The sequence below is a fragment of the Devosia sp. MDV22-iso42 genome (genome assembly GCF_058629155.1).
This window is the reverse complement of the sequence record NZ_JBZVWR010000011.1, coordinates 1-14,375: the sequence shown is the minus strand read 5'-3', so window position 1 is coordinate 14,375 and position 14,375 is coordinate 1. Positions and strand designations below refer to the sequence as shown.

Annotated in this window: 10 protein-coding genes; 4 read left to right on the top strand and 6 right to left on the bottom strand. The window is 64.5% G+C overall.

Going from position 1 to position 14,375, the window contains the following annotated elements:
- Positions 1-49: 49 nt before the first annotated feature.
- The 4 genes from AC4NN3_RS13485 to AC4NN3_RS13470 all read left to right on the top strand — a co-directional run bounded on the left by AC4NN3_RS13485 (position 50) and on the right by AC4NN3_RS13470 (position 5,610).
- Positions 50-1,249 carry an aspartate aminotransferase family protein gene (locus tag AC4NN3_RS13485; RefSeq protein WP_491927610.1) on the top strand — a complete coding sequence of 400 codons (1,200 nt, stop codon included), beginning with the start codon at positions 50-52 and terminating at the stop codon, positions 1,247-1,249.
- Positions 1,250-1,380: 131 nt separating this feature from the next.
- Positions 1,381-2,313, top strand: a complete 933-nt coding sequence (gene argF, locus AC4NN3_RS13480; RefSeq protein WP_491927609.1) for an ornithine carbamoyltransferase — start codon at positions 1,381-1,383, stop codon at positions 2,311-2,313.
- 144 nt (positions 2,314-2,457) lie between these two features.
- Positions 2,458-3,459, top strand: coding sequence for an Hsp33 family molecular chaperone (locus tag AC4NN3_RS13475; RefSeq protein ID WP_491927608.1), 1,002 nt, complete (start codon positions 2,458-2,460; stop codon positions 3,457-3,459).
- 345 nt (positions 3,460-3,804) lie between these two features.
- Complete coding sequence (locus AC4NN3_RS13470) at positions 3,805-5,610, top strand: glycosyltransferase family 2 protein (protein ID WP_491927607.1); 1,806 nt, start codon at positions 3,805-3,807, stop codon at positions 5,608-5,610.
- On the opposite strand, the gene AC4NN3_RS13465 is transcribed toward AC4NN3_RS13470, so the two are convergent.
- The 6 genes from AC4NN3_RS13465 to AC4NN3_RS13440 all read right to left on the bottom strand — a co-directional run bounded on the left by AC4NN3_RS13465 (position 5,607) and on the right by AC4NN3_RS13440 (position 13,940).
- Entirely contained in the window at positions 5,607-6,677 is a 1,071-nt protein-coding gene (locus AC4NN3_RS13465) for an ABC transporter ATP-binding protein (protein ID WP_491927606.1), read from the bottom strand. The genes AC4NN3_RS13470 and AC4NN3_RS13465 overlap by 4 nt on opposite strands.
- 47 nt (positions 6,678-6,724) lie before the next feature.
- Positions 6,725-7,618 (bottom strand): carbohydrate ABC transporter permease, encoded by an 894-nt coding sequence (locus tag AC4NN3_RS13460; protein WP_491927605.1) that lies wholly within the window; start codon positions 7,616-7,618, stop codon positions 6,725-6,727.
- 3 nt (positions 7,619-7,621) lie between these two features.
- Positions 7,622-8,515 (bottom strand): carbohydrate ABC transporter permease, encoded by an 894-nt coding sequence (locus tag AC4NN3_RS13455; RefSeq protein ID WP_491927604.1) that lies wholly within the window; start codon positions 8,513-8,515, stop codon positions 7,622-7,624.
- Positions 8,516-8,615: 100 nt separating this feature from the next.
- Complete coding sequence (locus tag AC4NN3_RS13450) at positions 8,616-9,905, bottom strand: ABC transporter substrate-binding protein (protein WP_491927603.1); 1,290 nt, start codon at positions 9,903-9,905, stop codon at positions 8,616-8,618.
- Between the two features lie 70 nt (positions 9,906-9,975).
- Positions 9,976-11,625, bottom strand: a complete 1,650-nt coding sequence (locus AC4NN3_RS13445; RefSeq protein ID WP_491927602.1) for an MGH1-like glycoside hydrolase domain-containing protein — start codon at positions 11,623-11,625, stop codon at positions 9,976-9,978.
- Between the two features lie 404 nt (positions 11,626-12,029).
- On the bottom strand, positions 12,030-13,940 hold the full coding sequence (locus AC4NN3_RS13440; protein ID WP_491927601.1) for a sensor domain-containing diguanylate cyclase: 1,911 nt from the start codon (positions 13,938-13,940) through the stop codon (positions 12,030-12,032).
- Between the last annotated feature and the right edge of the window lie 435 nt (positions 13,941-14,375).

Sequence of the window (14,375 nt, the reverse complement as noted above, 5' to 3'; positions counted from 1 at the left end):
CGATCTAAACCTCGTGCACAACCTCGACCTTTGAGAAGGAATTCGACCCATGTCTGCGCTCTTTGGCACCTATGCCCGCTCTGAACTCGCCTTTGAGCGGGGCGAAGGCATGCGCCTTTTTGACCAGCAGGGCCGCGCTTACCTCGATTTTCATTCCGGCATTGCCGTCAATGCCCTGGGGCATGGCGACGCCCACATTGTCACGGCGCTGAAAAACGCCGCCGACAAGGTCTGGCACACGTCCAATGTCTTCACCATTCCCGAGCAGGAGCGGCTCGGCCAGCGCCTGGTCGACGCCACCTTTGCGGATTCGGTGTTCTTCACCAATTCGGGCGCCGAGGCGCTCGAATGTGCCATCAAGACGGCGCGACATCATTTTTGGGCCAAGGGCGAAACCGACCGCACCGAGATCATCGCCTTTACCGGCGCCTTCCATGGCCGCACCATGGGCACCATCGCCGCCGGCGGCAATCCGAGCTATCTCGAAGGCTTCGGCCAGCCGCTCCCCGGCTTCAAGCACACCGCGCCGGGCGATCTTGACGCCGTGGGGGCGCTGATCGGACCGCAGACCTGCGCCATCCTGATCGAAACCGTGCAGGGCGAGGGCGGCGTGACCGCCATGACAACCGACTTCATGCAGGGTCTGCGCGCCCTGTGCGACGAACACGGCCTGCTGCTCATTCTGGACGAAGTGCAGTGCGGCTATGGCCGCACCGGGCGCTTCTTCGCCTTTGAGTGGAGCGGCATCACCCCCGACATCGTTGCCGTGGCCAAGGCCATTGGCGGCGGCTTCCCGCTCGGGGCGTGCCTGGCCAAGGGCGAGGTCGCCGCTTCCATGGTGCCGGGCACCCATGGCTCCACCTATGGCGGCAATCCGCTGGCCTGCGCAGTGGGCAATGCGGTGCTCGACCGCATCCTGGCGCCCGGCTTCATCGACCATGTCAACCAGATGGGCCAGAAGCTGGCCTGGCACCTGCAGCAGCTGGCGCAGAAATATCCCGACTATGTGCTCGAACTGCGCGGCAAGGGCCTGCTGGCCGGCATCAAGATCACCCCGCCGGTGCGCGACTTCGTCGCCCGGCTGCGCGACGATCACCACATGCTGGCGGTCGGCGCCGGCGACAATGTGCTGCGGCTGATCCCGCCGCTGATCGTCACCGAGGTCGAGATCGAGGAGGCCGTGGCCAAGCTGGCCGCCGCCTTTGACGCCATCGAGGCCGAGACGGCCTCGGTCCCGGCGGTAGGATAGTCACCATGCTTTTCCAGCAGGCGCGACGCCGACGATGAACGCCCGCCTCCCCGCAAGAGGGGAGGCAAGGCCATGCCGCCGGCCAGCAGGCAGGCGGATATAACCCCAGCGTCACTAAAGGAGCCCGGCCCATGACCTCGACCGGCACGCCACGGCATTTTCTCAATATCGACGATTTCGACTATGGCGAGCTGCGCGGCATGCTCAATGCCGCCAATTCGCTCAAGACCCGGCTCAAGCAGGGCGATCGGCCCAAGCTGCTCGAGGACAAGGTCCTCGCCATGATCTTCGAGCGCCAGTCCACCCGTACGCGGGTGTCCTTCGACGTCGGCATGCGCCAGCTGGGCGGCGAAACCATCATGCTCTCGGGCAATGACATGCAGCTGGCGCGCGAGGAAACCCTGCTCGATACCGGCCGGGTGATGAGCCGCTATGTCGACGCCATCATGATCCGCATCCTCAGCCATGCCGACCTGGTAGAGCTGTCGGAAGGCTCGACCGTGCCGGTGATCAACGGCCTGACGCGCCGCGCCCATCCCTGCCAGGTCATGGCCGACCTGATGACCTTTGAAGAGCATCGCGGCCCGATCAAGGGCGCCAAGGTGGCCTGGGTCGGCGACAGCAACAATGTGCTGCATTCCTGGGTCAATGCCGCCGAGCTGTTCGAATGCGAGCTGACCATTGCCGTGCCCGATGAGTATCGGCCCGAAAAGGACCTGATGCTCGATATCGAAAAGGCCGGCAAATGGGTCAAGCTGATCGAGGACCCGCGCGAGGCGGTGGAAAATGCCGATCTCATTGTCACCGACACCTGGGTCTCCATGGGTGACACCGACGCCGCCGAGCGCCGTCGGGTCTTGAAACCCTATCAGGTCAACACCAGTTTGATGGGCCTGGCGGCCAAGGACGCCCTGTTCATGCACTGCCTGCCCGCCCATCGCGGCGACGAGGTGACCGACGAGGTGATCGACGGTCCCCAGTCGGTGGTGTTTGACGAGGCCGAAAACCGCCTGCATGCCCAAAAAGCCATCCTGTGCTGGGCCTTCGGGGTCGAAACGAACTAACTGCTGCGATCTTCGGGCCGGGATGGCCTGCAAATGTTCGGTGCGCGTAGCCCGCAAACTCTTGCCGAGTTTGTGGGCTATCCCCGCTATGGCCCCGCCGACCTGAAAGCCACGTGACCACAAATGACGACGGATACGACGCCCATGACTGATACCCTGATGACGGCCCTGGGGCTCGACCGGCCGGAAAGCGGCGACGACGCGGTTGTGCCGTTTACCCTGGACAAGCTCGACACCCGCGGTCGCAGCGTGCGGCTGGGCGAGGCGCTCGACACCATCCTGACCCGGCATGACTATCCAGCGCCCGTGGCCCGCCTGCTCGGCGAGTCCGTGGTGCTGGCCGCGCTGATCGGCTCCTCGCTCAAATTCGAGGGCAAGTTCATCATGCAGACCCAGACCGATGGTCCGGTCAACCTGATCGTGGTTGATTTTGACGCGCCGGACGGGCTGCGCGGCTATGCCCGCTTCGATCACGAGGCCCTGCTCAAGGCAGCCGAGGAGGGGCGCACCAAGCCGGCTGACCTGCTGGGCAATGGCCACCTGGCCATGACCATCGACCAGGGCCAGCATATGGAGCGCTATCAGGGCATCGTCGCGCTGCAAGGCAATTCGCTCGAAGAGGTCGCCCACACCTATTTCATGCAGTCCGAGCAGATCCCCACCCAGGTCCGCCTGGCCGTCGCCGAGTTCACCAGGAAGGGCGATCACCGCCCGCATTGGCGCGCCGGCGGCGTGCTGATCCAGCATCTGCCCGAGCATGGCATGTCCCATATCGCCGACCTGCCCGGCGATGGCGACTTCAATAACCCGCACACGGCCGATCCCGATTTCACCGAGGATGACGGCTGGAACGAGGCCAAGGCCCTGATGGCCACGGTCAACGATCTCGAGCTGGTCGATCCCGAACTGAGCGCGGAGCGCCTGCTGTTCCGGCTCTATCACGAGACCGGCGTGCGGGTGTTTCTGCCCATGCCCGTGGTGGAGCGCTGCAGCTGCTCGGCCGATCGCATCGAAGACATGCTGGCCACCAGCTTTACCGCAGAAGATCGCGAAGAAATGGCGGTCAACGGGGAAATCGAAGTGGTCTGCGAGTTCTGCTCGACAGCCTATCACTTCAATCCGCACCAGTTCGACGTCAAGAACTGAGCGCAGGACGCGCGAGACTGCACCCCGCTCATTTTCGCGCGTCAAATATTTCTGACGCCCAGTCCATCCCCGTCTTGCACAAAGACCTGAAGCCACGCAATATTGCGTGGTTTAATCATTGATTGTGGCTCCACCGTCGGGGCCAGGGCATGGCAGACGGCCATGCGCGGCTGAGGGCTTGGCCGCACCACGCCAGACCAATCCAGATCGATCATCCAGGCAGCTTTGGGGGACAGAGCCATGCAGATGAATACTATCGTGCCGCCACCGTGCTGTCGGCGCGCCGCCATGATGGCCATGATCCACCGACGGCGATGGCGGCGCTGATCGCCTGGGACACTTTGGGTGTCCGACGCGCTCGACCTGCTCCGGACCGTGCTCGGCAATGCCTGCGCCGATGACGCGGCCGCATTGGCCCTGCTGGAATCCGCGCTGGAAGCCGAGACCGACCCGCTGCTGCACGCCATCATCGTCTGCGGCGTCGACGAGACGCTGGCCATGCAGCGGGCGGCAGCCTGGGCCGGCTACGCCTTTTTCGAGCGGGTTCCGCGCGGCCTGACGGGCCAGGTCGAACCGCTGCAGCTCGAGCATCTGGCCGGCGTGCGGCTGTTCCGCATGCAGGTGCTCGATCGCCGTGTCGATTTCACCGCCCCTGATTTTGCCGGCCTGCTGCAGTTGCGGCGCCGGCTACGGACCAATCCGCTTCTGCGCCAGCGCATCTGCATCCTGCCCGTCTCCGCCCTGCAGGCCTACCTGGCCGCTTCCGTCTCGGACGATCTGGTCACCGCCGCCCGCCAGGGCCTGGCCCAGCGCTGGCCCTACGCCGCCGCCCAGCTCGATCTGACCATGCCGGCCCGCTGGACCTTTGCCCTGGGCCTGGTGCTGCTGCTGGTCCTGGCCCTGTCGGCGCCCTTCATCGCCGAGCTGTGGCTGCTACCCGTGGCCTTGGCGCTTTTGGTGGGGCCGGCCTCCATCCGTCTGGCGGCACTGGGTACGCCCCGCCCACCGCTATCGCCGCCACGCCGCCCGCCTGATGAGGAGCTGCCGGTCTATTCCGTGCTGGTGCCGCTGCGCCACGAGGCCGCCATGGTGCCCCAGCTGTTCGCCGCGCTCTGGGCGCTCGACTATCCGCCGGCCCGGCTGGATATCAAGTTCGTGGTCGAGGCCGGCTCGCCCCAGACCATTGCCGCCGTCGCCGCCCGGCTGGGCGATCCGCGCGTGTCGCTGGTCACCGTGCCCGACGCCGCGCCGCACACCAAGCCCAAGGCACTCGCCTATGCGCTGCCGCTGTGCCGGGGCGAGCATGTCGTGGTCTATGATGCCGAGGATATCCCCGATCCGGACCAGCTTTGGCAGGCCGCCCTGCGCTTCCGCGCCGAGCCCGAGCTGGCCTGCCTGCAGGCGCGGCTGTCAATCGACAATGGCGAGCGCGGCTGGCTGGCGGCCCTGTTCGCGGCCGAATATGCCGCCCTGTTCGGCGTGCTGCTGCCGGCACTGGCCCGCTGGCGCCTGCCGCTGCCCTTGGGCGGCACCTCCAACCATTTCCGCCTGTCGATCCTGCGCGCCATCGGCGGCTGGGATGCCTTCAACGTCACCGAGGATGCCGATCTGGGCATCCGCCTGGCGCGACGGCGGCTGCGCGTCGATACGCTCGATTCCAGCACCAGTGAGCACGCCCCGCTGCGCCTGCGGCCCTGGCTGGGCCAGCGCACCCGCTGGATGAAGGGCTGGATGCAGACCTTCATCGTGCACAATCGCAGGCCACTGCTTCTGGTCGACGAGATGGGCCTGGGCCCGGCACTGGTCTTTGAGGTGCTGGTGCTCGGCATGATCGTGGCCCCGCTGCTGCATTGCGGCCTGGGCCTGTGCCTGCTGGCACAATTGGCGCTGGGCGCGCCGCTCTTTGACGGGCGCGGCTGGTCGGTGCTCTATATCGGCTTCCTCGTGCTGGGCTATGGCAGCACGCTGGCCGCCACGATCCTGGGCCTCGCCCGGGTGCACAGCCTGCAGCTACTGCTGCCTCAGCTGCTGCTGCCGCTTTACTGGCTGCTGATCTCAGCCGCCACGCTTTGCGCCCTGACCGATCTGCTGCGCCGGCCCTTCTACTGGTTCAAGAGCCCGCACGAGCCGGTAGCGGGGCAGGGGCGCTAGGCGTCAAACATCCCCAAGCGTTGCCCCTGATCATCAAAGTAGTGCGCGTTCTGCGCGCTAAACGCGATGGCGAGGCTTTCGCCGAGCTTGTGCTGCGCCTTGCCGGAGGCCTGGACCAGGACCGTCTGGCCGGATGCCAGCCGGACATAGAGAAAAATTTCGCTGCCCAGATATTCGACCAGGGTGATGGTGCCGCTGGCGGTGGCATCGCCGCCGCTGCCCAGGGTGAACTGTTCGGGACGGATGCCCACGGCGATCGGGCCGGGGGCCCGGTTGCCCAGCGGCAGGGTAATAGCCCCGAAATCGGGGAGCGTGGCCGTGCTGCCGTCATGGGTGGCGGCGATGATGTTCATCCTGGGCGAGCCGATAAAGGTGGCGACGAACTGGTTGCGCGGATAATTGTAGAGTTCGTAGGGCGTGCCGACCTGCTCGATGCTGCCGGCGCGCAGCACCACGATGCGGGTGGCCATGGTCATGGCCTCGATCTGGTCATGGGTGACATAGATCATGGTCGTGCCCAGCCGGTTGTAGAGCCCCGCCAGCTCCACTCGCATCTGCACCCTGAGTTCCGCATCAAGGTTTGAAAGCGGCTCATCGAACAGGAACAGCTGCGGCTCGCGCACAATGGCCCGGCCGATGGCGACGCGCTGCTTCTGCCCGCCAGATAGCTGGCGCGGCTTGCGCTCGAGCAATTCCTCGATCTGCAGGATTTTCGCCGCATCGGCGACGCGGCGGGCGATTTCGTCCTTCGGCATGCGCAGGTTGCCCAGCCCGAAAGCCAGGTTCTTGCGCACGCTCATATGCGGATAGAGCGCATAGCTCTGGAACCCCATGGACAGGTTGCGCTGGCTGGCGGGCAGGTCGTTGACCACGCGATCGCCGATGGCAATGGTGCCGTCGGTGATCTCTTCAAGGCCGGCGATCATGCGCAGCAGGGTGGACTTGCCGCAGCCCGAGGGGCCGACCAGCACGAGGAATTCGCCCGACTGCACGTCAAGGCTCACCCCATGGATGACCTCGAGGCTGGAATAGGATTTGCGGACGTCGCTGAGGGTGACGGAGGCCATGGGTCAGTCCTTGTTGAATACAGAGAGACGGTAACGAGGCGAAGCCGTCATTTCAGCCCACTCATGGCGATGCCCTGGATGATCATGCGCTGGAAGATCACGAAGAAGATCAGGATGGGCAGGATGGAGAGGATCGACATGGCGAACATCGGCCCATATTGCGAAACGCTGTCCTGGCTGGTGAACATGCGCAAGGCCAGGGGCACTGTGTAGTCGTTCATGTCGTTGAGATAGATCAGCGGGCCCAGAAAATCCTCCCAGGTCCAGATGAAGGAAAAGATCGCCGCCGTCGCCATGGCCGGCAGGCTCAGGGGCATGATGATGGCCCAGTAGATCTTGAATGGGCTGCAGCCGTCGATCATCGCCGCCTCATCAAGGTCGCGCGGCAATTGCCGGAAGAACTGGATCATCAGGAAGATGAAGAAGGCGTCGCCGGCGAGGAATTTCGGCACGATCAACGGCAGATAGGTATCCACCCAGCCCAGGTTGAGAAACAGCAGATATTGCGGGATCAGTACGACGTGATAGGGGATCATCAGCGTCATCATCATCAGTGCGAACCAGATGGTCTTGCCGTTGAACTCCAGCCGCGCAAAGGCATAGGCGGCGAACGAGCACGAGATGACATTGCCGATCACCGAGAGCACGGTAACCACGGTGGAGTTCCAGAAGAACCGGGTGAAGCTGACCGGCAGCGCGTTCCAGCCCTGCCAGTAGTTTGACCATTCAAACGTGCTTGGCCACAACGACAGGTCGCCGAAGATCTGGTTGTCCGGCTTGAGCGAGCTCGCCAGCATCCAGGCCAGTGGATAGACCATGATCAGCGCGGTGACGGTCAGGAACAGGTGCTTGAGCAGGCCGGCGCGCTTGGCGCGCCTGGCGCGGGCGGCTCGGTATTCGGCGGCTACGGCGGCCGTGTTGCTGATGGGTATCCCGGTCATGATTCAGCCCCGCTCATTTTCGTAGTGGACCCAGTATTTCGAGCTCCAGAAGGCAATGGCGGTGAAGAGGGCGATGATCGCCAGCAGCACCCAGGCCAGCGCCGAGGCATAGCCCATGCGCAGATAGCTGAACGCCTCGTTGTAGAGATAGACGGTGAAGAACAGCAGGCTGTCCAGCGGCGCACCGCTGCCGCCCGAGATGATGAAGGCGCCCGAAAAGCTCTTGAAGGCCTCGATCATCTGCAGCACCAGGTTGAAGAAGATCACCGGGGCCAGCAGCGGCACGGTAATGGCAAAGAACTTGCGCACCGGGCCGGCAGCATCGATCTCGGCCGCCTCGTAGAGCTCCTGGGGAATGGCGCGCAGCCCGGCCAGAAAGATCAGCATGGGCGAGCCGAACTGCCAGACGGCCAGCACGATCAGCGTCCATAGCGAATAGTTGGGGTCGCTCAGCCAATAGGGCCCGTCGCTGCCGAACAGGCGCAGCACCGCATTGATCACGCCATTGTAGTCGAACAGCTGGCGCCAGAGGATCGCCACCGCGATCGAGCCGCCCAGGATCGAGGGCAGGTAGAACAGCGCCCGGTACCAGCCTATGGCGCGAATGCCCTTGTCCAGCGCCATGGCGACGCCCAGCGCAAAGACCAGCTTGGCTGGCACCGATATGGCGACGAAGGTGAAGGTGACCTGGAGCGCCTTTTTAAAGCGGTCGTCGAACTGGAACATATATTGATAGTTTTCGAGGCCGATCCACTGCGGCGGGCGGACGATATTGTACTTGGTAAAGCTCAGATAGAGCGAGGCGAGGATCGGCCCGATGGCCAGGAGGAAGAAGCCGACGAGCCATGGCGCCAGGAAGGCATAGCCGGCAAAGTTGCGGCGAAGGAATTTTTCCATGAACGGGTTCTCTATGGCGTGGCCTGGGCGGAGCGCTGTGTCAGGGAGACCACGGCACCCCGCCCGGGTTCCGCCCCATCACTGGCGGCGGATGGGACTGCTAGGCGCGCCGCAGGATGGCGTTGGCCTGGGCAAGGAAATCGGCGGCAACCTCGGGAATGGATTTTTCCCCCAGCAGCACCGAAACGGCGACGCGTTCGAAGGTCTGTTCCACCTCGCCCGAGCCGCTGGGTGGCGGCGCGGTGAGCGGCGCCGTCTTGCCCTGAATGGCGTCAAAGAAGGCCACCGAGACCGCCTCGGCCGGCGACAGGTCCGGTTCCAGCGCAGCGCGCACCGCGCTGTTGGAGGGAATGCCGCGTTCGAGGCCGAGCACCTTGGTCATGTCCAGATCGTTGACGAAGGAGCTCATATAGGCGGTGGCCGCCTCTGGGTCCTGGCTGTCGCGGGTAAGGCAGACGAACTGGCTGGGCTGGATCACCGAACCAGGGATCATGTCGGGCGTATTGGGATACATGGCCGCGCCCAGCGGATCCTGCATCAGGCCCTGGGCGCCCACCAGCTGGTTGCTCCACAGGAACGAAGTGGCCGACTTGCCGGTGACGACGCCGATCTGGCTGAGCTCGGACACGCCGGCCAGGCCCGCCGATTCCGGTCCGGGCGGTGTGCCGCCGGCCTCGCGGATATCGGCCCAGATGCTCCAGTATTCCTCGATGATTTCCTGGGTCGGACCATAGGTGCCGTCCTGGTTGTAGAGATTGGCGCCCTTCTGCACGGTGAAATCGGAGAAGTTCTGGTAGTCGGCGGTATTGTCGTCCGTGCCGGCAATCCCGGTGGCGTTCTTGATCTCGACGGCGATGCGCTTGAGGTCGTCATAGGTGTAGCCATAGGGGTCGAAATTTTCCCCGCCGGTGATCCCGGCTTCCTGGTAGAGGCGCGTATTGTAGAGCGCCATATGCGAATTGGCGCCGATCGAGAGCGCATAGAACTTGCCGTCCACCGTACCCGCATCGATGGCGGACTGGTCGATCATCGAGATATCGAGGCTCTTGCCGACATAGTCGTCGAGCGGCACGACGGCGCCATTGGCGATATATTCAAACAGCACGCCATAGCCCTGCTGGATCACGTCGGGCATGTTGCCGCCGGCGATCTGCGTGGTCAGCTTGGTGAAGTAGTCGGCAAAGCCCAGCGACTCTCCCGAGACGACCGTGCCCGCATTCTTGGCATTATAGAGGTCGATGACGGCAAAGGTGCGCTTGTCGCGCTCCGGATTGCCCCACCAGAAATGGCGGATCTGCCTGTCCTGGGCAAAGGCCGGCAGGCCAAAGGCGGACAGCGCGGTGACACCGGCTGTGGCTTGCAGGAAACGCCTGCGGTTGAACTGGCTCATCGTGGTTCCTCCCGTTGTGAGCTACGTCAGTCAGAGTCTGGCGGCGCGGTCCCTCACCGGCCGCCAGACCCTAATAGGTGGGGGCAACAAGGCCCGCGTTGCGGACCCGGACCAACCGGTCCCCCCTGAGATCGAATTGTTCATTGGCGCCCACGGCAAGATCCATGGTGCCATGCCGTGTGGTCAGCCTGCCGGTCACCGGGCTGGCGCTCATGCCGACAAGTCCGAGCACCTCCCCGCCGCGGTCGGTGATGATGCGGACGCCGCGTGGCGCCGAGAACAGCGGCGCGTGCTCGCGATAGGCGGTCATGCCCGCCGGGGTGTTGATGAGCTCGAATTCATGACCCTCGATCCGGCGGCCATAGCCGGTCTCGTGCGCCACATCGCGGTGCTCGATCTGTTGCGGCACCAGCCCGGTGAACCACAGCGTGCCGTCGGGGCGGGGCTGGATGCCGCAGAGCCGTTCGACAAAATCGAGCAGGCAGAGGATGGCTGGCGCATAGCCTTCGGTGAACCCGGTCTCCCCGGTGAACGGATTGAGCGTCTGGGCAAAGCGTGACGCCTTGAACAGGGCACTCAGGATCGGCTGCAGGACCCAGCTCAGCTCGACATGGCGGTGATGGATCTCAAAGGCATGCGCCGCGCGGATCAGGGTGAGGAAATTGGTCGGTCCGCACCAGCTATTGGCGGCAAAGCCATGGTCAAAGCGCGGATCGTCCAGCGCCAGGGAGGTGAAGGGATATTTGGCAAAGAACTTGGCCGTGTTGAGCAGATAGCGCTCCAGCGCCTGAACGAAGAAGGCGTCATCGCCGATCTCGCAGGCCAGCACCCGCAGCAGCACGTCGGACTGGATGCGCACATGCCGGTCATGCCGGTCGCGATCATAAAAGAACCCGTCTGCTGCATCAAAGCACTGCGCGAACAGCGCCGCCGTGCTGGCCTCGGCCTTGGCGCGCCAGGCACTGTCATCGTCGCCCAGTTCCTCGGCCATCCTGGCCAGATAGAGCCGCTGGCAGGCGACATTGGCCGTGAGGTCCGGCGCGATGAAGGGCAGGACCGGATTGTCGGGGTGCCATTGCTTGGGATCGTTGTTGAACGGGCTGTCGGGCACATGCCAGAAACGCGCCGACAGGTCGTGGCCGGTATCGAAGGCGCAGAAGGCCTCAACGGCGCCGGTGCCGCGCGTATCGCGCCATTGCGCCAGCCAGGCATCGTTGCGCGCCATGGCCGCGTAGAGCGGCGTCAGCCAGGCCTTGTCGCGGCCGTTGAGGCAATAATGCGTCCATACCGACCGCGCCAGTGGCGTCACCGTCTGGATCTGCGAAAACACCGGGCCACTGGCCGTCAGCTTGTAGGGCAGCAGGCCATCGGCGCGCTGGTGGTGCGCAAAGCCGGCAAAGGTGGCCGCGGCTACCGAAGGAATGAAGCGGCTGAGCAATTCGGCATTGATCGTGCCGGTGCTTTCCAGCCAGCAGCCGAGATAGACGCCGCCCTCATTGAGGATCGGCTGGTCATTGGTGGTCGGCTTGATGCAGGCGAGCAGTTCGCGCACCGCGTCGGCATAGCGGGCTTCCATCTGCGGCGCCGAAGAGACGAAGCGCACGCCCGAGGCGATGAATTCGGCAAGGATGGCAGGACTGTCTACTGCACCGATGCGGGTGCCCAGGTCGCTGCTGCGCAGGCGCTCGAGCAGGCCGAGGCTGATCGGCTGATGGTTCATCCCAGGTCCTCCTGCGCGACGGCACCGATTGATCGATGTCCGTGTGCGGTTCGCTGGGAAGTAGGAGTGACCTGCCCGCCAACCGCGACCGCACGGTTGAGATCCTTGCGGGTCGCTCAGAAGGTCGAAACGAGCATTGGTCCGTGTTCAGCGGTCAGACCAAAGACATTCCGCGTAGCGCGCGCTTGACCACATACCCTGGCTGGGCCCATGGGCCCATGACGCGTCTCCGGCCGTTCCTGAGGGATTGTTCCCGCTCAGATGCCGGATGATGGTGCGGGCAGGCGGGGGAAGTCAATGATCTTGTTGGATTTCTTCAATCACCGTAGAAATTGTTATTTAATGTCAGCAGGTTACGCTGTGCAAACTGCCATACAAGATGCCGCAGCGCGCCGGCTGCTTGGTCAGGATTGTGCGCGGAAATGGCCCTTGGCGGCCACGCGTGTACCATAGACCCGGTCCCGGCCGGCCGCCTTGGCGCTGTAGAGCGCGCCATCGGCCGTTTCGATCAGATCCACGGCGCTGCGCTCGATGGCATCGGGCATATAGGTGGCGACGCCCACGCTGGCCGTGATGTAGCCCTTGTCGGCGCCAGCATGGGGCAGGCGGGCCTCGGCCAGGGCGCGCCGGAAGCTCTCGGCGACCAGATAGGCGCCGTCCTCGTCGGTGTCGGGCAGGATGGCGGTGAACTCTTCCCCGCCGAACCGGGCCACCACATCGCCCGGCCGCTTGAGGCTGGCCTTGAGCAGGGCGCTAACCCGGCGCAGCGCCTCGTCGCCCGCCAGGTGGCCGTAAAGATCATTATAGGGCTTGAACCGGTCGACATCGACCAGCAGCAGGCTGAGCGCCGTGCCGGTCCGGCCGGTGCGGCGGACTTCGCCCTCGATGGCATCATCGAAGGCGCGCCGGTTAAGCAGGCCCGTCAGCCCGTCGGTGCGCACCAGGTGCTTGAGCTGGGTGGTCGTGGTGTGCAGGTCGATCTCGGCCTGCTTGAACCGGGTGACGTCGATCGCCACCACCATGGTGGTGCCACTGCTGGTCGGGCGCGTGCGGATCTGCAGCCAGCGGTCATTGGCCAGGTGGATTTCGTCCTCGGTTTCGCGCTGCAGGTTGGCGAAGCGGCTCTCGATCCAGGCGGCCGCCGCGTCCTGATCCTGTGGCGCGGACGGCTGTTCGCGCGTGGTGATCACGGCGCGCAGGATATCGCGGTAATGCACGCCCGGCTGGCGCATGCTGCCGGTAAAGGGAAAGGCTTCGCGATACTGCTCGTTGCAGAGCAGCAGTGTGCCTGTACTATCATACATGGCCAGCCCGCCGGTCATCTCGGCCAGCGCATGGGACAGCGTGTCCCGGCTGAAGACCAGGTCCTGTTCCAGCTGCCGCTTGGCCGTGATGTCGCGCGACACCCCGGCCAGGCCGATGATCGTGCCGTGCCTGTCGTGCAGTGGCACCTTGCTGCTTGCATACCAGCGGACGATACCGTCCGCCTCGGTCACCTGTTCTTCAAGGCCCAGTTGCGCCGTGCCGGACAGCAGGATCTGTCGCTCGGCCTCGAGCTGCTGGCGGGCGCGCTCGGCTGGCTGAAACGCATAATTGTCCTTGCCGATGACCCGTTTGGCATCCTCAAAGCCGAACAGTTTCGCCGTCGCCAGATTTGCCGCGGCGAAACGGCCGTGGCGATCCTTCACATAGGCCATGTCCGGCGCATTGGTGAGGGCGACGGCGAGCAACTCGCGCTCGGACGTCATTTTCCAGGCCTGCAGATAGGCCAGCCCGGCGACAATGGTGGTCGTCATGTTGAGCAGCACCGTCGGTGCCAGAACGGCCAGCAAACTCTGTGGGGTCGCACCGGGCAGCGTCAAGGACGCCAATGCGGTCAGAAACGCCGACAGCACGGCCACCGCGCCCACATGCCAGGTCCGGTAGGTCGATCTGCCGACCAGCAGGTTGATCGATAGCCCCGCCAGACCGGCCAGACCGATCCCCAGCATGCCGGCAAACATGGCCGCGCCACCCATCGTGGCGCGATAGCTCGCCGCAATGGCGCAACTGACCAGCGCAGCGGGCCAGCCGCCGAACAGCGCCACTACCGCCAGCAAGGAGTATCGCAGGTCGAGATAGATCCCTGGCTCGAGCTGAGCCGCCATGCCTATGGAGGCAATCGCCCCTATGCCCATGAAGCCGCCAAACAGGAACCCGCCAAATGGCCGCGGCAGGGGCTTCAGCCAGTAGCTGACCCGAGAACCGAACAGCACGAAGAGCGCGACCACAGCCAGATTGCCTGCCAGGATTTGCCAAGTGGACGCCGTCAACATACTCAAACCTGCCTGCGCTCTGTGCGGGCCGCTGCCGGCCAGGTGGCGACAATAGCAGGCAAGGGTTTGTTAATTCTGAACGGCCCCTGAGCCTGAATGCCAGGATAAGGACGGCTCCTGCCGCCACCCCGCCGCAGGCGTGCGCCTCTGGCCATATTGCCATCTCTCATTGGGCCGAGCGCGAAGCGGCTGGGCAGAGGCGGGAGGCATGGAGAGCAGGTGCAAATCGCCCATCACCGGCGCCAGGCGCCGGAACTTCATGCGGGCCGGGGCTTTGCGCGACCAAACGAGTCGGGTTTTCCACATGGCCTCGCGTCACACGACACAAAAATGACGTGTCGCGACGAAAATGAGGAACGATGCGTTGACTCGGCAAAAGCCCGCCCCTATAACCCGGTCATCGCTTCAGGGCGCGGCGCCGAACGGCTCCGGACT